The sequence below is a fragment of the Klebsiella sp. HN106 genome, assembly GCF_051209435.1.
GTDB classification, from domain to species: Bacteria; Pseudomonadota; Gammaproteobacteria; order Enterobacterales; family Enterobacteriaceae; genus Klebsiella; species Klebsiella oxytoca.
The window spans coordinates 406,580-422,050 of the sequence record NZ_JBLURD010000001.1 but is presented as its reverse complement, the minus strand read 5'-3'; the positions used below and the strand labels follow the sequence as shown (position 1 = coordinate 422,050).

18 protein-coding genes and 1 other annotated feature are annotated in these 15,471 nt (G+C 55.9%); of the genes, 14 read left to right on the top strand and 4 right to left on the bottom strand.

Translation table 11 applies throughout. The features are described 5' to 3' along the window. Positions 1 to 139: 139 nt before the first annotated feature. Positions 140 to 234: a sequence feature (Trp leader region), on the bottom strand. Between the two features lie 224 nt (positions 235 to 458). The 5 genes from ACSIPU_RS01910 to ACSIPU_RS01890 all read left to right on the top strand — a co-directional run bounded on the left by ACSIPU_RS01910 (position 459) and on the right by ACSIPU_RS01890 (position 4,386). Further along, on the top strand, positions 459 to 1,367 hold the full coding sequence (locus ACSIPU_RS01910; RefSeq protein WP_023329733.1) for a LysR family transcriptional regulator: 909 nt from the start codon (positions 459 to 461) through the stop codon (positions 1,365 to 1,367). A gap of 98 nt (positions 1,368 to 1,465) precedes the next feature. Further along, positions 1,466 to 2,062: an NAD(P)H-dependent oxidoreductase gene (locus ACSIPU_RS01905; protein WP_004113165.1), complete on the top strand. Its 597-nt coding sequence runs from the start codon at positions 1,466 to 1,468 to the stop codon at positions 2,060 to 2,062. 21 nt (positions 2,063 to 2,083) lie between these two features. Further along, positions 2,084 to 2,884 (top strand): carboxymuconolactone decarboxylase family protein, encoded by an 801-nt coding sequence (locus ACSIPU_RS01900; RefSeq protein ID WP_004113163.1) that lies wholly within the window; start codon positions 2,084 to 2,086, stop codon positions 2,882 to 2,884. Between the two features lie 4 nt (positions 2,885 to 2,888). Further along, positions 2,889 to 3,317 (top strand): cyclophilin-like fold protein, encoded by a 429-nt coding sequence (locus tag ACSIPU_RS01895; protein ID WP_017145844.1) that lies wholly within the window; start codon positions 2,889 to 2,891, stop codon positions 3,315 to 3,317. 232 nt (positions 3,318 to 3,549) lie between these two features. Continuing rightward, positions 3,550 to 4,386 (top strand): alpha/beta fold hydrolase, encoded by an 837-nt coding sequence (locus tag ACSIPU_RS01890; protein ID WP_004102181.1) that lies wholly within the window; start codon positions 3,550 to 3,552, stop codon positions 4,384 to 4,386. A 42-nt stretch (positions 4,387 to 4,428) separates the two neighbouring features. On the opposite strand, the gene ACSIPU_RS01885 is transcribed toward ACSIPU_RS01890, so the two are convergent. After that, positions 4,429 to 4,647: a YdcH family protein gene (locus tag ACSIPU_RS01885; protein WP_004102179.1), complete on the bottom strand. Its 219-nt coding sequence runs from the start codon at positions 4,645 to 4,647 to the stop codon at positions 4,429 to 4,431. Between the two features lie 145 nt (positions 4,648 to 4,792). Here ACSIPU_RS01885 and ACSIPU_RS01880 point away from each other — a divergent pair, with 145 nt between their 5' ends. Next, a complete protein-coding gene (locus ACSIPU_RS01880) occupies positions 4,793 to 5,686 on the top strand; it encodes an oxidoreductase (RefSeq protein WP_004113159.1) in 894 nt (297 codons plus the stop codon). 87 nt (positions 5,687 to 5,773) lie between these two features. Here the strand turns inward: ACSIPU_RS01880 and ACSIPU_RS01875 are convergent, their stop codons facing one another. Further along, positions 5,774 to 6,022 (bottom strand): hypothetical protein, encoded by a 249-nt coding sequence (locus ACSIPU_RS01875; protein WP_004102175.1) that lies wholly within the window; start codon positions 6,020 to 6,022, stop codon positions 5,774 to 5,776. A 359-nt stretch (positions 6,023 to 6,381) separates the two neighbouring features. Between ACSIPU_RS01875 and ACSIPU_RS01870 the strand changes: the two genes are divergently transcribed. The 7 genes from ACSIPU_RS01870 to ACSIPU_RS01840 are packed head-to-tail and all read left to right on the top strand — an operon-like array spanning position 6,382 to position 11,687. Further along, entirely contained in the window at positions 6,382 to 7,353 is a 972-nt protein-coding gene (locus ACSIPU_RS01870; protein ID WP_196557553.1) for a phosphotriesterase family protein, read from the top strand. Between the two features lie 9 nt (positions 7,354 to 7,362). Then, on the top strand, positions 7,363 to 8,103 hold the full coding sequence (locus tag ACSIPU_RS01865; protein ID WP_004113156.1) for a creatininase family protein: 741 nt from the start codon (positions 7,363 to 7,365) through the stop codon (positions 8,101 to 8,103). After that, positions 8,096 to 8,539, top strand: coding sequence for a PTS sugar transporter subunit IIA (locus ACSIPU_RS01860; RefSeq protein ID WP_004102169.1), 444 nt, complete (start codon positions 8,096 to 8,098; stop codon positions 8,537 to 8,539). The genes ACSIPU_RS01865 and ACSIPU_RS01860 overlap by 8 nt, the downstream gene beginning before the upstream one ends. 26 nt (positions 8,540 to 8,565) lie before the next feature. Beyond that, entirely contained in the window at positions 8,566 to 8,853 is a 288-nt protein-coding gene (locus tag ACSIPU_RS01855; protein ID WP_004102167.1) for a PTS sugar transporter subunit IIB, read from the top strand. Further along, the gene (locus tag ACSIPU_RS01850; protein ID WP_196557556.1) at positions 8,850 to 10,160 is read left to right on the top strand and encodes a PTS ascorbate transporter subunit IIC; all 1,311 of its coding nucleotides are present in this window, start codon (positions 8,850 to 8,852) and stop codon (positions 10,158 to 10,160) included. The genes ACSIPU_RS01855 and ACSIPU_RS01850 overlap by 4 nt, the downstream gene beginning before the upstream one ends. A gap of 16 nt (positions 10,161 to 10,176) precedes the next feature. Continuing rightward, on the top strand, positions 10,177 to 10,917 hold the full coding sequence (locus tag ACSIPU_RS01845) for a sugar isomerase domain-containing protein (protein ID WP_024274197.1): 741 nt from the start codon (positions 10,177 to 10,179) through the stop codon (positions 10,915 to 10,917). A 14-nt stretch (positions 10,918 to 10,931) separates the two neighbouring features. After that, positions 10,932 to 11,687 (top strand): GntR family transcriptional regulator, encoded by a 756-nt coding sequence (locus ACSIPU_RS01840; protein ID WP_004102164.1) that lies wholly within the window; start codon positions 10,932 to 10,934, stop codon positions 11,685 to 11,687. 158 nt (positions 11,688 to 11,845) lie between these two features. Here the strand turns inward: ACSIPU_RS01840 and ACSIPU_RS01835 are convergent, their stop codons facing one another. Continuing rightward, positions 11,846 to 13,153 carry a serine hydrolase domain-containing protein gene (locus tag ACSIPU_RS01835; protein WP_023329728.1) on the bottom strand — a complete coding sequence of 436 codons (1,308 nt, stop codon included), beginning with the start codon at positions 13,151 to 13,153 and terminating at the stop codon, positions 11,846 to 11,848. A gap of 108 nt (positions 13,154 to 13,261) precedes the next feature. Between ACSIPU_RS01835 and ACSIPU_RS01830 the strand changes: the two genes are divergently transcribed. Then, positions 13,262 to 14,140 carry a LysR family transcriptional regulator gene (locus tag ACSIPU_RS01830; RefSeq protein WP_049593115.1) on the top strand — a complete coding sequence of 293 codons (879 nt, stop codon included), beginning with the start codon at positions 13,262 to 13,264 and terminating at the stop codon, positions 14,138 to 14,140. 126 nt (positions 14,141 to 14,266) lie between these two features. Here ACSIPU_RS01830 and asd read toward each other — a convergent pair whose 3' ends face one another. Further along, the gene (gene asd, locus ACSIPU_RS01825) at positions 14,267 to 15,385 is read right to left on the bottom strand and encodes an aspartate-semialdehyde dehydrogenase (RefSeq protein ID WP_196557558.1); all 1,119 of its coding nucleotides are present in this window, start codon (positions 15,383 to 15,385) and stop codon (positions 14,267 to 14,269) included. Positions 15,386 to 15,471: the final 86 nt, after the last annotated feature.

Sequence of the window (15,471 nt, the reverse complement as noted above, 5' to 3'; positions counted from 1 at the left end):
CCTTGTTGTATGTGCAGTGTCTGATGATTCGGGGTCTGCCCCCGGAAAGGACGCTGCACATGAAGTGAAATCGGGTACTGCGCAGCGGCTCCCGGCTGCTTGCACTTCGGCAGATGCATCCTATGCGTAAAATCCGGGCGAAAAAAAGCCCGCGTTTTAGCGGGCCGGGTATCGGTGTGCAAACTGCAGACGTGACGATACTGCCCGTTATCGGGAAGTACGCCACCAGCCGTGCAGATTCATGATGATTACGCGTTGCATTATTCGCTATCCTGAAATTTATCTTGTACTAGTAAACTAGTTTGATAGGTCAATGTCAATGGCATAATGATTGACGCCCAGAATCAATGGAGGCCGCTTTTCCGGCCAGAACTGGCGTTACGCCAGATTGCTTTACGCCATCAAATCAAGGTAACGTTGTTTTTTCAGCTTATTTTCTATCTGGTTAGCGAGAACGTATGAATGTAAACCGTTCCGATATGGCCGACCTGGTCTATTTTTGCGCCATCGCTCGTCATCGCAGTTTTAGTAAGGCCGCCGTCGAGCTCGGCGTAAGCGCCTCGACGCTGAGCCATGCCCTGAAGGGGTTTGAGGCGCGGCTGGGCGTGCGTCTGCTGAACCGTACGACCAAAAGCGTAACCCTGACGGCGGCAGGCGAGAGTCTGGCCAGCGCGGTGAGCGAGCCGGTGGCCGCCATCGATGGCGCGATTGAACAGCTCAACCAGTTTCGCGACTCGCCTGCGGGACATATTCGGCTCAACGTCGCCGTCGAGGCAGCCACGCTGCTGCTGGCGCCGATCCTGCCCGTTTTTGCCGAACGCTATCCCGATATTGAGCTGGATATCGTGGCCAGTAACCGCATTGTTGATGTCACCGAAGCGCGTTTTGACGCCGGTATCCGCTATGGCGGTACCGTACCGGAAGATATGGTGGCGCAGCGTCTCTCCGCCGATGTGCGCTGGGTCGTCGCCGCGTCGCCCGATTATCTTGCCCGCTTCGGCGAGCCCCTGCACCCCAACGATCTTCAGCACCACCGCTGCGTCAGCAACCGTCTGGGAAACAATCGGATTTATAAATGGGAGTTTGAGCGCGGTGAAGAGCAGCTGACGATCAAAGTGCCGCCGCTGTTAACCGTCGATCTGGCGGAGACGGGCGTGGTGGCCATCCTTCAAGGATTCGGCCTGATGTACCTGCCGGAGCCGCTGATTAAGCAGCACGTCAGCGAGGGGCGCCTGCGTCTGGTGCTCACCGACTGGGCCTCTTACGGGCCGGGATTCTATATCTATTACTCCAGCCGACACCAGATCCCTACCGGATTGCGCCTGCTGATCGCGCTGGTCCGTGAACTGCAGCCGCTCGGTTTGTAGCCTGATTGATGAAAATGGCTCACAGCCCCATTCGATAGCGAGGGCTGGCTCCTTCTTTTTGCGCGGCTTAACCTGTGGCAAAAGAGAAGGAGAGCTCAATGACATATTCGCCCCGCAATTTCGCCGGTCTGCTGTGGTTTGTGGCCATCGCCATCGTTCTGTTTAGTCATAACCGCGTCAGCCATGCCGCCGAGGTTAAAACGCTGGTTATCGTCTCTCATCCTTACCCTGAGCAATCGGTGTTGACGAAAGGTCTTCAAGCCGCAGCGCAAAGCGTGCCCGGCGTGACCGTACGCAATCTTGAGACGCTTTACGGCTATGACAGCCGCAATATCAATGCCGATGCCGAGCGTCGATTGATGCGGGAACACTCGCGCGTCGTGTTTATCTTCCCGACCCACTGGTTCAACATCACGCCAATGATGAAGGCCTGGCTGAACGATACCTGGGGCAGCGTGGGGCCGGGCGTATGGCAGGGTAAAGAGATGCTGATTGTTACGACCGCCGCGGGAGGAGAATCGACATACGGCGAATCCGGGCGAACTGGCGTCAGCCTCGCCGACGTCTTCACGCCGATGAAGGCCAGCGCTCTGCATGCGGGAATGATCTGGCTTCCTCCGCTGGTTTTTCAGAGCGCCAGCCGCAGTCAACTGCCTGAGTACCAGCGTCAACTGGTGGAAAGGCTGAAGAATTAACGTGCCGGGAAGGAGTACAGGATGAAAGCTTTTATTGCCGCTGCGGCAATGTCGTTGATGCTGGGCGCGCCTGTCCAGGCAGAAGAAAAGAGAGGTGAAAAAATGGTTCCACTTAGCCCAACCGTACTGTCCGCTGAGGATGTCCAGTCCGTCGCGCCCGCGCTTGTCCGTTTCGGCAGCGAGGTGCTGATAGACGATCTCTGGCAGAGAAGTGAACTCTCGCGTCGCGATCGCAGCATCGTGACGGTGGCGATTCTGATCGCGCGTAACCAGCCCGCCGAGCTAAAACAGTATGTTGATGTTGCCCTGGATAACGCCGTCACGCCGGTCGAAATTTCCGAGATCATCACGCATCTGGCTTTTTATTCCGGCTGGCCTAACGCGATGGCCGCCGTTGCGGTCACGAAAGATATCTTTGCCGCCCGCGGTATCCGCCGCGAGCAGCTGGCTTCGGCATCCCCCGAGCTGCTGGCGCTTAATCAGGCAGCGGAAAATCAGCGCTCGTCAACGGTGGAGCACAACTTCGGCGCAATTTCGCCCGGGCTGGTGAAGTTTACCGCTCAACCGCTGTTTCTCGACCTGTGGCAGCGGCCGGGGCTGAAACCGCGCGATCGTAGTCTGGTGACGGTCAGCGCGCTGATCGCCGCCGGGCAAAGCGCGCAAATTGGCTACCACCTTAACCGGGCGATGGATAACGGCCTTACCGCGCAAGAGGCGGGGGAGATTGTTGCTCATGCCGCGTTCTATGCCGGCTGGCCAAACGCCTTTTCGGCAGTAGCGGTGGTGGGGGAAGTCCTGCACGCTCGCGGTCTGGCAGGGTGAGCGGATGCTGAAAACGCTCGGTGCGGTGCTATCCATTTTGATCATGATGACGGGCGCGGCATCCGCCGCCGCCAGGGAGAACGCGGTGAAGATTGAGTTTGTATTTAAGGGCGTCACGGTCGTCGGCTTGCTGGACGAGAGCGCTGCGGCTAGTGCGTTTGTGGCGCAGCTGCCAATGACGGTGAAGCTTGAGGATTATGGTTCTACGGAAAAGATCGCCTGGCTGCCGGAGAAGCTGCGCGATGTGGATGCTGGCGAATCAATGACTCCGCGACGCGGCGATATGGCCTATTACGCGCCGTGGGGCAACCTGGCTATTTTTCGCGAAGACTTTCGCCACTCGCCCGGTCTGATAAAGCTCGGGCGGGTGGAAGAGGGACTGGCCTCGCTCGACCAGCCCGGCGCGGCAACGGTGACCATCAGGCGTTACTAAGTTTATCCAGCGTTAAATGACCCTGACGACTTTATTTAATGGGCTTTCTACAGCCCATTTGTTGAATTCTTTTCGCATCTCCGGCATCGCAAAAATCATCTACACTTTTTCTGCGCATCACTTTCAAACCTGACGAGACACGCTCGTTAAGGCTGAGCATCCGACCTTTACACCCGACCAACTGCAGGCGTCAGGCCCGCAGCCTTGTTTTCTCTTCAGAGGAGTTTGTAACATGGCATTTGTGACCACCAAAGACGGCGTCAACATTTACTTTAAGGACTGGGGCCCGAAAGAGGCGCAGCCCATCGTATTTCATCACGGCTGGCCATTAAGCGCCGATGATTGGGATAACCAGATGCTTTTCTTCCTGGCAGAAGGCTTCCGGGTGATTGCGATTGACCGACGCGGTCACGGTCGTTCAGATCAGGTGAGTGACGGTCACGATATGGATCATTATGCCGCCGATGCCTCCGCGGTGGCGGAGCATCTGGATCTGCATAACGCCGTTCATGTCGGGCACTCTACCGGCGGCGGGCAGGTCGCGCGCTACGTGGCGAAGTATGGACAACCGCAGGGGCGCGTTGCCAAAGCGGTGCTGATCAGTTCGGTTCCGCCCTTGATGGTCAAAACGGAGAGCAATCCTGGCGGTACGCCAATTGAAGTCTTCGATGGTTTTCGCCAGGCGCTGGCTGCCAATCGCTCGCAGTTTTATCTCGACGTGGCGTCCGGCCCATTTTATGGCTTTAACCGCGAGGGCGCGGAGGTGTCCCAGGGCACTATTCAGAACTGGTGGCGGCAGGGCATGACCGGTAGCGCAAAAGCGCATTATGAGGGGATTAAAGCCTTCTCTGAAACCGACCAGACCGAAGATTTAAAAGCCATTACGCTGCCGGTGCTGGTGATGCAGGGCGATGACGATCAGGTGGTGCCTTATCAAAACGCGGCGATACTGCAGGATAAGCTGCTGCCGAACAGCCAGCTGAAAATTTATCCCGGCTTTCCGCATGGCATGCATACCTCCCACGCCGATGTGATTAACGCCGATCTGCTGGCGTTTATTCGCTCGTAGTCAGGCGGTATAAGAAGGCCGCCATGGCGGCGGCCTTATCGTCTACATCAGGCTTTCATGCTGGAGGATTTTGAGCATTTCATCCTTCAACATAAGTTTTTCTTTCTTCATCTGTACGAGCTCGAGACTGTATCCTTTGCCATCGACTCCTTCTATCCGGGAAATGTCGTGATCGAGTGCGTTATGTTTTTCGAATAGCGACTGAAAGCGCGGGTGCGTGGTTTTCAATCGAGAAATCAGCTCTCTGTATTCTGGAAACATGTACCTTCCTTGTTAATGGAGAAAGTGTGTACGACGACACACACATTCAGATTACCCATATGAATAAAATGGTAATGCGAACGAAGTCGCGTTTATGTTATGTAGCCATGAAATCTCAGGGGCCGGAGGCGGCCTGGAGGCATAGATGAATGTTGAAGAACCCACCGTTGCGTTGATTGGTCCCGGCGCAATTGGCACCACCATCGCCGCCGCGCTGCACGAGGTGGGTCGAACGCCTCTGGTATGCGGCCGGCGCGCTCACCCGCAGCTATCGCTACGTTTCGATGGCGGAACGATTGTGGTTCCGGGGCCAGTCGTCACTGAACCGTCTTCGGTCGTTGCGCCGTTCGATCTGCTTTTTGTGGCGGTAAAAGCAACGCAAATTGCCGCTATTGCGCCGTGGCTTAAAGCGCTATGCCATGCGCAAACGGTGGTTTGCGTGCTGCAAAATGGCGTTGAACAACGAGCGCTTTTCGCGCCTCATGTCGCGGAAGCGACGGTACTGCCGTCGGTCGTCTGGTTCCCCGCGCAGCGCGAACCGGAAGCATCGGTCTGGCTGCGGGCGAAACCGCGCCTGACGCTGCCCGATGCGCAGGGGGCTGAACGGGTCCAGTATGCGCTACGGGACACGCGCTGCGCAGTGGATATTAGCGACGATTTTCTCTCCGTGGCGTGGCGTAAACTGCTGCAAAACGCGGTTGCGGGCCTGATGGTACTGGCGGGACGGCGGGCAGGCATGTTTGCGCGCGAAGATATCACCGCGCTGGCTTTTGCTTATCTGCAGGAGGGGCTGAAGGTTGCTCGCGCCGCAGGCGCCAGGCTGGACGAGAGCGTGGCGCAGGAGATCGTCGCGGGATTTCATCGCGCGCCTCCGGACTTAAGTACTTCTATACTCACCGACCGTGAGGCTGGTCTACCGCTGGAGTGGGATATTCGTAACGGGGTCGTGCAGCGTTACGGCCGTATTTACCACATTGCCACGCCGTTAAGCGATGTGATTGTGCCGCTGCTGGCCGCCGCCAGCGACGGTCCCGGATAAAGGCGCGGGCGGCGGCACTAATCGGTTATTGTTCTGCGAGCTCTGGCGACAGGTGACCAAAACGCCGGTGTGTTGCGTTTCCCGTGATTAGAGAGATTCTGCCAGCCGGTCTACGACAACTTTGCCGCTATTATCAAACTGGGTAATGCGATAATTCACGCAATACGAACGACGGGTGGAAAATTGATTGAATAACGCCACCCGGCCTTTTTTATCGCCATTTTTACTCACAATTATCCATTCGGTGACGTCCGTTGAATTGCCGTTATCGCTGCTGGCGTCCTGCTGTTCCACCAGTCGATCCTCTTTTTCTACCTTCAAGAAATCTCGTAACATTTATTTATCTCCGCTCATCATTGTTTTTAACAATACTCTCTTTATCGATTCATTCAATTAAACATTTTAATCAAATGTATTGATTATTAGTCTGAAATGTATTGGTTTGGTATGTGCGTATCTCATTGAAATAATGGAATATAAATTAAATCGCCTCATCCGAAACACCTATATTTTTCCATGAGTAACGGTTTTTTAGCCCGAATCTATTTACGTGACAACGCCACATAAATGTTAATGTCGACCCACCTCACAGATAAGAATTTAATATGATTGATGCGAACTTGATCACTTGACTGGTCAAGTGGGTCGCGCCTATGTTGAAGGCACCTTCTTATCCGTTCCGGAGAGTAAGAAACATGGCCATCATTCGAACGTTAAACGGGGATATTTCCGCTAATCAGCTGGGCGTAACCTACAGCCACGACCATATCTACTGTATTCCGCCCTATTGGGCCGAGCGTCAGGATGACGACCTCTTGCTCGACGATCCACAGGCTTCTGAGCGTGAATTAAGCGACTTCCGCCAGGCGGGAGGCAATGCCATCTACGACGCCACCGCGCCGGATTATGGTCGTCAGGCCGCTGCTGTCGCGGCCATGGCGCAGCGCCAGCAGCTGCACATTATTGCCACCGCGGGTTTTAACAAAGGGTTTCTGTGGAGTAGTCGGCGACCGGGCACAGCGCAAACTTTTGCCGAGTGGATTGAGCGTTCTGACGTCGACGAACTGGTTGAACACGTTTGCCGCGAGGTCACCGAGGGAATCGAAGGCACCGCGCATCGGGCCGGCGTAGTGAAATGTGGCACCGGCTATAACGCCATTTCCCCTCTGGAATACAAAACCATGGAGGTTATCGTTCGCGCCCAGCAGCGTACCGGGGCGCCGATGCACAGCCATACGGAAATGGGGACGATGGGACTCGAACAGGCGCGGATCTTTAAAAAATGGGGACTGGATTTGTCCCGCTTATGTTTTGCCCATATGGATCGCAATCCTGACCCCTGGCTGCACCGTCAGATCGCCAACACCGGGGCGTTTCTCTCATTTGACGGTATCAGCCGCATTAAATATCACCCTGAGCACATTCGCACCCAGGCCATCCTGGCGCTCTGCCAGCGCGGTCATCAAAAGCAGATTTTGATCGGCGGTGATTTTGCCCGTAAATCCATGAGCGCGCATTACGGCAAAGGGGGACTGGGGCTGAAGTTCATCCTCAGCGACTGGCGGCCAAGATTCATGGAAGAGGCCCGGGAGGCGGGGTTTGACGGCGAAGCGTTGCTGCATGATTTCTTCGTCGAAAACCCGGCGCGTTACCTCGCTTTTGCCTGAGGAGGCGTCATGAAGCTGCACCATTTAAATGAGCGCGAGGCCAGGCGGGCGCTACAAAAGGCGCGGATAGCCTTACTGCCCCTTGGCGCGGTCGAACCGCACGGCGATCACCTGCCGCTGGATACCGATAACCTGCTGGCCGAGCGGTTTTGCGCGCGGCTTGATGAGCAGTTGGGCGAGTGCGCGCTGAGCCTGCCGGTTGTCTCCTATAGCCAGGTCTGGTCGCTGCGCGGGCATGCGGGCGCGATTGATATCGGTAATGAACGGCTGACGTCGCTGCTGGTGGCGCTGGCGGAAAACATGGCCAGCTACGGTATTACCACCACGGCGGTGATCAACGCGCATTACGGCAACTTTGACGCGATTAAAGCCGCTTCCCGCCAGCTTAAAGAGCAGGGCATCACGCTGCTTAGCTACAGCTGGGCGGGTATGGATGAAGAGGTAAAAAAACGACAAACCTCGGCGGTGGCTTATCCGGGATATATGCATGCCGACGAGGTCGAAACCTCGCTGATGCTGGCGCTGGCGCCGGAGTTCGTCAACATGGCGGAGGCGCGCGCGCACTATCCCGAATTCCCGCAGAATTTTCGCTATCAGCCGATGCGCTGGACCGAGTTTTCTGCTTATGCGGTGCTGGGGGACCCCACCCTGGCGAGCGAAGAGAAAGGGCGCGCGTTTGTTGCCCGGGCGCTGGCGACCACCCTGGCCTCCATTCGCCACCACTTAACGCAAGGAGCCCGTGATGATTGAACGTCAGTCGATAACCGTTGACTGCCCGGCCGCTACCCCGGAGGAGGCTATTCGCGAGGCGGGGAACGCGCTGTGCCGCGCGGGGGCCTGCAGTCCGCAATACGTCCAGGCGATGATCGCCAGCTATCGCGAGCTGGGCCCTTATTTTGTCATCGCCCCTGGTCTGGCCCTGCCGCATGCCCGTCCGGAACAGGGAGCGATCAAAGCGCAAATTAGCGCGATCCGGCTGCGCGAACCGCTGGCGTTTGGTCATGCGGAAAACGACCCTGTGCGGGTGGTTCTGGGCCTTTCGGCTACCAGCAGCGACGCGCATATCCACCTTATCCAGCATATCGTCACCGTGCTCAGCGATGAAAATAATCTGCATACCCTGATGCATTCAGACGATCCGGAACAACTTTATCGGCTGTTGGCCAGCGGCTCACAGCGTTTATAGCTGTAATTAACACGGAGTGAATAGCGATGAAAATTCTGACAGTCTGTGGTTTAGGTATGGGCTCCAGCCTGATTTTAAAAATGAACGTTGAGGCGGTATTAAAGCAGCACGGGATTCAGGCCTCCGTGGAACATATGGATGTCTCATCCGCCGCTTCGGCCAACGCCGATGTCGTCATTACCAATGCTGAACTGGTGGACAACCTGAAGCATCTTTCCTGCCCGGTGGTGGTAGTAAACAACTACATTGATAACGCAGAAATCACCGCGGCGCTGACCCAGGCGCACATTCTGCGCGCGGGAGAGCCAACATGAGCGAGTTTCTTGGCGTCCTGCGCTGGATCACCATCAACATATTTGGTGAGGCGTCGATTTTAATTGGCCTGATCGTGCTGCTGGGACTGGTTTTGCAGAAAAAATCGCTGGCAGACATTGTGTCCGGCACCCTGAAAGGCATTCTGGGCTTTCTGATCATCGGCGCGGGGGCCGGGATTATCGTTTCCGCGCTACTGATCTTTCAGCCGATCTGGACCGAAGTTTTCGGCCTCAGCTCGATGAATCTGACCAATATTATCGGTCAGGCGCGCTTTAGCGAACGCTACGGAAGCAGCGTGACGATCGCCATTGCCGGCGGTTTCGCTATCAATCTACTGCTGGCCAGGCTGACGCGCTTTAAATATATCTACTTGACCGGACACATGATGTTCTGGACCACCATGATATTTGCCGGGGTGATGGTGAACACCGAGCCCGCTATTTCTGCGCTACAGCTGACGCTCATGCTGACGGTTATCATGGGACTGTACTGGACCTTGCAGCCCGCGCTGGTTCAGCCATGGGTACGGAAAATTACCGGCAACGATAACGTGGCGCTGGGGCATACTTCCGCCTCGGTCGCGCTGCTGGGGGCCATTTTCGGCCAGATCTTCGCCCGTAATAAAATCAGTTCCGAAGATATCAAAGTTCCTAAAAAGCTCGGTTTTCTGCGCGATTCCAACGTGGTGACCGCGTTAACCATGGCGCTGCTGTTTTTTATCGGCACCTTTATTCTGCAAATCAAAGGCACCCCGAAAACGGCGGAGATCCTTGCGCAATCCGGCGACCTGAGCTTCTACATCTATGCCCTTAAACAATCGCTGATGTTCACCGGGGGCATCGCCGTGGTGCTGCTCGGGGTGCGGATGTTTATTGGTGAAATGGTGCCCGCGTTTAACGGCATCGGCTCGCGGCTGGTTCCGGGGGCCAAACCTGCGCTGGACTGCCCGATTCTGTTCAACTTTGCGCCAAATGCGGTGGTGCTGGGGTTCGTCGGCGCCTTTGTGGGATCGTTGCTGTGGCTGACCCTGATCGGCCGCTATACCGGCTACGTATTTATTCCCAGCATGATCGTCATTTTCTTCCATGCCGGTACGGCAGGGGTCTTCGGCAATATCACCGGCGGCTATAAAGGCGCGCTGCTGGCGGGATTTATCACCTCAACGGTGGTCGCCTGGGGGCAATATTTCTGCGTGACCGGCTTTATCAACAACACGATCCCGGATACGGCGCTGTGGGCGGGCGATAGCGATATGTTTGTCCTCGCGCCGTTAATCCATCTTTTGACCCGCTTGCTGACGTTCTGATATCAGGAGGAAGTCTATGAGCCAGGCACTGAAACAGTATTACAGTCAGATCCGCCAGAAGCTGGGGTTGCTTGAACAGCGCGCCGATGAGCTGAACCGGGCGGCAGAAATGATGGCCCACAGCATTCTGGCGCAGCGCAATATCTTCGTCTTTGGCGCCAGCCACGCCGGTATTCTGGCGGAGGAGATGAGCTATCGGGCAGGCGGTCTGGCCATCATCAACCCGCTTTTTACCCCTGCGCTGATGCTTAACGTCAGGCCGTTAACCCTTACCAGCGCGGTGGAAAATGTGGAAAATCTTGGCCGCGTGCTGGTTGAACAGTCGCCGCTGAGGGCCGACGATACTCTGCTGATTCACTCAGTGTCGGGGCGAAATGCGATTACGATCGATGTCGCGCTGGCGGCAAAAGCCTGCGGAGCCAGGGTTATCGCCATTACCAGCCTGGCGACGGCAGCACGAGTCTCTTCCCGCCACTCCAGCGGTAAACTGCTGGTAGACATTGCCGATATCACCCTTGATAACCACTGCGAGTATGGCGATGCGGCGGTGAGCCTGCCGGGGCTGGCGCAGAAAGTGGCGCCGCTCTCCACCATCATGGGTGCGGCCATCGCCAACAGCCTGGTACTGCGTATTTGCGAAATTATGCTGGAAAATGCGCGCACGCCGCCGGTCCTCGCCAGCGCAAACATAGACGGTAATCAGGAGATAAATCAGGATATACTGAGCGCATACAGGAGCCAGATACACTATCTCTGAGTTGGAGCGCAAGTATGTATGAGTCGGATGGACTCCCTCTCTATTTAAGAATAAAAGACGTTATCCTGCAGCGGATCCTCTCTTTTACCTATGACGATAAACTCCCGGGCGAGCTGCTGCTTGCCGGGGAGTTCAAGGTGGCGCGCGGCACGATTAAACAGGCGATAGATTCGCTGGCCAGCATCGGTATGGTTTATCGCGAGCAGGGAAAAGGCACGTTTATCAACCGCGATGCGTTGCAAAAATACTACACCGACCTGCCGGACGTACTGACCACCTTTGCTGCTCCCGGCGCGATAGAAGTGGAGGTGCTGTCGCTGATTTCAACCATGGCCGACCGCCACGTAGCGGAACAGATGGGGCTCGATTTGGGTAGCCAACTGATGCGTCTGGAGCGGTTACTCGTGCAGGGGGAGCGGCCGGTCGGCCACGTGCTGACCTGGCTTAACGGCCGAATTTATAACGACCTGAGTCACGTGGACGGCAGCCGATCGCTCTATAAACAGCTGCGGGAAACATTCGGCTACTCGCCGGCTAACGCGACCGAACGCTATACGCCGGTGTGCTGCGATATCCGCACGGCGGGATTGCTGAATATTGAACCCGGGCGCCCTCTGTTTCGCATTGAGCGCGTCGCGCGCGATCTTGATGACGTGGTCCTTGAATACAGCGTCACCCATACTCTGGACGCCAGCCTGTCGCTACAGATCGCCACCAGTCAGAGTAGCGTGAGTCAGCAGTGGAACTGCACGATCGAGAAAGGGCGCTGATCCGCCTTATATTACCGGCTTGCCACCCCAGCGACAGGCAGATGATAGCCAGCGTACCGCAGCAGCTTTGCCGTTGGCAGGCTGGCTTCCAATCGTTTAAAAATGGTTGAGCTCACTTCGCTCATGGTCTGCAAAAGAGCGACAGTTTTAAACCGGCATTAGCGTAACGCCTTCGCTATCGCGCTAAACATCAGCGACGCCTCAAGCGGTTGGGCGCTGAAGGAGGGTTCAGCCTGCGGCCAGGTCGACCACTGCACGATGACCAGATTTTCCGCCTGATTGACCATAATCATCTGACCAAATATCCCCAGCGCCCACAGCGAATGTTGAAGGGATGCCTGCGGAGCGGGCTCAACGTTGCTGGCATTGGCCGGCACTTCATTGTTCCACCACTGATAGCCGTAGAGACCGTTTGGATGTGCCGCGGATACTGAACCTGTCGCCCGGGTCCAGTTTGATGATTCGGCGACCCAGTTTTCCGGCAAGATCTGCTCGCCGTTCGGCAACACGCCGTTATGCAGGATGAACTCACCGAAGCGCCCCCAATCTTCTAGCGTGGCGTTAAAGCCATGCGCGCCCACGTCGTGCTCACCTTTTGTATAGGCATGCCACACGCCATCGCTCGCCATACCGTAGGGTTGCCAGATACTTTTCTCCAGATACGCCGCCAGCGTCATACCGGTGGCGCGTTCCAGGACATCACCCAGTAGCCAGGCGCCGCCGGAGGAGTAAGACCAGTTCTCTCCGGCCGGATGTGCCCGACGCAGGCCGGACACCAGCTGACGTACGCAGTCATAGGCGCCGGGTCTGGCTTCACACTCGGTAAGCCGGGCGAAGTCAGAGTGCGGATTAGTGTAGTCCTCATTCCACGCCACCCCGGAGGTGTGGCTAATCAGCTGCCTCAGCGTCACGCCTTCCCAGGCGGTGCCTTTCAGGTCGGGTTCATACTGGGTGACAAGATCGTCAAGCGAGTGAATTTTGCCCTGTTTAATCGCCACGCCCACCAGCGTGGAAACCACGGATTTGCCCACCGAGCGCGAGGTCCAGAGGGTGGTGTCGGTATTGCCTTCCGCCAGATATTTCCAGGCAACTTTGCCATTTTTCAGCACCAGCATGCCGCTGACGTTCTGGCGCTGCAGATAATCCTGCAGGGTCCAGGTGTGGCCATTAACCTGATAGCTGGCGTGAGTTAACCGTTTCGCTGCAGCCTGCAACGGTACGGCATGACCGTGATGAAACACATCGCCTGCGTAATTGCGGTAGTCGTTACGAAAGCCGATTACCCGGTCGGTCTGGCTCCAGGTGAGCATTTTATGGGTATCCGGAAGCTGTGCATCAAAGGGAGCAGGGCACGCGCTAAGTTCGGTCCCGGGGCAGGCGGCCTGCGCGATGGGGGCCAGCAGGCCGCTGCAGAGGGTGATGACAACACTGGACAGCAGGCGACGATTAACCACTTTGTTTTTCATATTTTTTCTCGTTCAGCTCAGGAAGGCGTTTAGCTTAAAAAAATGCGGCCTATAATAAAAAACGCCTCATGGGGGAAAATCCCCCCGAATAACCGAGTGGAGAGCACAATGCCGACCCTGATGTATTCTTTTGCCCAACTGGAAGCCTTCACTGCTGTGGTTGAGTGCAAAAGCCTGGCGAAAGCGGCGCGCCAGCTGGGCAAGGACCGCACGACGCTTCGCGATTTGATTGAGTTCCTTGAAGATGGTCTGGGGTATGCGCTGTTTCTGCGTCAAGGTCGCAGCTTGCTGCTGACGCCGGAGGGGGAACAGCTGCAGCGTCAGGCGCACCTGCTGATGCGCCAGGTCAAAGCCTTTGAAGCCTTTGCCAAAGAAGTGCCGAATAGCGCCACGCAGGATATTACGCTGGCCTACGATCCCTTTACCCCCAGAACGTTGTTACAGGCGCTGATTGGCGCCATGGCCCGGCGCAACGTTCGTCTGAGCCTGATTAACGCCTCGCGTGACGAGGCGGAAAGGCTGCTGGCGAGTGGATTGGCCGACCTGGGTATCTGCCAGGCGCGACATCGCAGCGTGGGCGACGCTATGGAGTGGCGCGCCCTGGGGTCAATCGAGATGGATTTTTACGCCTCCGAAGCGCTTTTTCCCGCCGCTAAACAACCGCTTTCTCTGCTGGAACTTTCGCTGGCACCGCAGGTGATTATGCACCCGGATACTGACGAGCCCGTGGCCCGCCGTCTGCAGATTTCAGGGCGCACCATTTTTACCAACGAACAGGAGATGCTGCGCGCCCTGCTTGAACAGGGCTGCGGCTGGGGATTTTTGCCGACGCACATGAATGCGGCGCGGTGGAAAAACGTCAAAAAATTGCCGACTGAAGTGGGTAATCAGGGGATCGGCCAAACGATGGTGACCATCTGGAAGCCCGGCAACGACAGGCGCACGCTGGTGGCTGACGCGCTGGCCTTGTTGCCGGAACTGTGGTGAAAGCAGAGCCTCGCTGTGGGTTTGACGGCGACAGGCCGGGGCACAGGATGCCGCGGTGGTGGAACCGATATATAAATATATTTCCCTGCCCACCATTCTGGTATTAAAACGCCTGCCGCAGAAGAATTAAACGCGATTAAGCAAGATATTTAACATACGACGCAAAGGCTCCGCCGCTCCCCATAAAAGCTGATCCCCAACGGTGAGTACCGAATATACAGGTTCATTATTCAGGGCCATTTTTTTATAACGGCCTATGCCTACCTGCAGCGAGCCACTGATATAGGCTGGGGTTAATTTGCTGACGCTGTCGTTTTTATTATTGGGGACATAGTTAACCCAGGGATGGGCATTACCCACTAATTCAGCAAATTCAGCTTCGCTGACTTCACGCTTTAATTTTAAAGTAATCGCTGCGCTATGGCAGCGAATGACGCCAACCCGAATGCATAAACCGTTCACGGGAATAGTTCCGCGGGGCAAGCCCAGAATTTTGTTGGTTTCTGCTTCGCCTTTCCACTCTTCGCGGCTATTGCCGTCGCCTAAATCGGCATCAATCCAGGGAATGATGCTTCCCATTAGGGGAGCGCCGAAGTGTTGGACGGGCATGCCCGCGCTGTTAATCAGTTCGCTGACTTTATTGACTAAAGGAAGGACTGAGCCGGAGCTGGTCAATTCCTCTGCCGACAAATGATTGCTCACCCAGGCGCTTTGCGCGATTAATTCTCTGACATGTTTAGCGCCAGCGCCGGATGCAGATTGATAGGTCATCACGCTCATCCATTCGATCAGGTCAGCCTTGAGCAAGCCGGCGAGCCCCATCAAGCTGAGGGTAATCGAACAATTACCGCCGACAAAAAGTTTTAGCCCTTGTTGGATTGCCCGATCGATATGGGTACGGTTAACCGGATCGAGAATGATACAGGCTTTTTCATCCATGCGAAGCGCCGATGCCGCATCGATCCAATAACCCTGCCAGCCATGCGTAATAAGTGCGGGATAAATGGTTTTAGTATAATCGCCGCCCTGGCAGGTGATAATAATATCCATATCGGCGAGTTCACTGACTGAATTCGCATCTTTAAGGATATAACTCTCGCCATCTATAGTTGGGCCAACGGTCCCCGCGCTGGAGGTACTAAAAAAATGTGCAGCGATATCACGGAAATCGTTTTCTTCAACCATGCGTTGAAGCAATACAGAACCTACCATGCCGCGCCAACCAATAATGCCGACCTGTTTCATTTACTTAGCCTTTGCTCTGTTATAAAAAAGTTAAATCTTGCGTGGTTTTATATCGCACTCTTAAGTTCAGGTCATCAAAAATAAAT

Bases quoted from the DNA above. Each gene is read 5' to 3' on its own strand.
- ACSIPU_RS01910 (WP_023329733.1), top strand. From the start codon at position 459: ATGAATGTAAACCGTTCCGATATGGCCGACCTGGTCTATTTTTGCGCC.
- ACSIPU_RS01905 (WP_004113165.1), top strand. From the start codon at position 1,466: ATGACATATTCGCCCCGCAATTTCGCCGGTCTGCTGTGGTTTGTGGCC.
- ACSIPU_RS01900 (WP_004113163.1), top strand. From the start codon at position 2,084: ATGAAAGCTTTTATTGCCGCTGCGGCAATGTCGTTGATGCTGGGCGCG.
- ACSIPU_RS01895 (WP_017145844.1), top strand. From the start codon at position 2,889: ATGCTGAAAACGCTCGGTGCGGTGCTATCCATTTTGATCATGATGACG.
- ACSIPU_RS01890 (WP_004102181.1), top strand. From the start codon at position 3,550: ATGGCATTTGTGACCACCAAAGACGGCGTCAACATTTACTTTAAGGAC.
- ACSIPU_RS01885 (WP_004102179.1), bottom strand. From the start codon at position 4,647: ATGTTTCCAGAATACAGAGAGCTGATTTCTCGATTGAAAACCACGCAC.
- ACSIPU_RS01880 (WP_004113159.1), top strand. From the start codon at position 4,793: ATGAATGTTGAAGAACCCACCGTTGCGTTGATTGGTCCCGGCGCAATT.
- ACSIPU_RS01875 (WP_004102175.1), bottom strand. From the start codon at position 6,022: ATGTTACGAGATTTCTTGAAGGTAGAAAAAGAGGATCGACTGGTGGAA.
- ACSIPU_RS01870 (WP_196557553.1), top strand. From the start codon at position 6,382: ATGGCCATCATTCGAACGTTAAACGGGGATATTTCCGCTAATCAGCTG.
- ACSIPU_RS01865 (WP_004113156.1), top strand. From the start codon at position 7,363: ATGAAGCTGCACCATTTAAATGAGCGCGAGGCCAGGCGGGCGCTACAA.
- ACSIPU_RS01860 (WP_004102169.1), top strand. From the start codon at position 8,096: ATGATTGAACGTCAGTCGATAACCGTTGACTGCCCGGCCGCTACCCCG.
- ACSIPU_RS01855 (WP_004102167.1), top strand. From the start codon at position 8,566: ATGAAAATTCTGACAGTCTGTGGTTTAGGTATGGGCTCCAGCCTGATT.
- ACSIPU_RS01850 (WP_196557556.1), top strand. From the start codon at position 8,850: ATGAGCGAGTTTCTTGGCGTCCTGCGCTGGATCACCATCAACATATTT.
- ACSIPU_RS01845 (WP_024274197.1), top strand. From the start codon at position 10,177: ATGAGCCAGGCACTGAAACAGTATTACAGTCAGATCCGCCAGAAGCTG.
- ACSIPU_RS01840 (WP_004102164.1), top strand. From the start codon at position 10,932: ATGTATGAGTCGGATGGACTCCCTCTCTATTTAAGAATAAAAGACGTT.
- ACSIPU_RS01835 (WP_023329728.1), bottom strand. From the start codon at position 13,153: ATGAAAAACAAAGTGGTTAATCGTCGCCTGCTGTCCAGTGTTGTCATC.
- ACSIPU_RS01830 (WP_049593115.1), top strand. From the start codon at position 13,262: ATGCCGACCCTGATGTATTCTTTTGCCCAACTGGAAGCCTTCACTGCT.
- asd (WP_196557558.1), bottom strand. From the start codon at position 15,385: ATGAAACAGGTCGGCATTATTGGTTGGCGCGGCATGGTAGGTTCTGTA.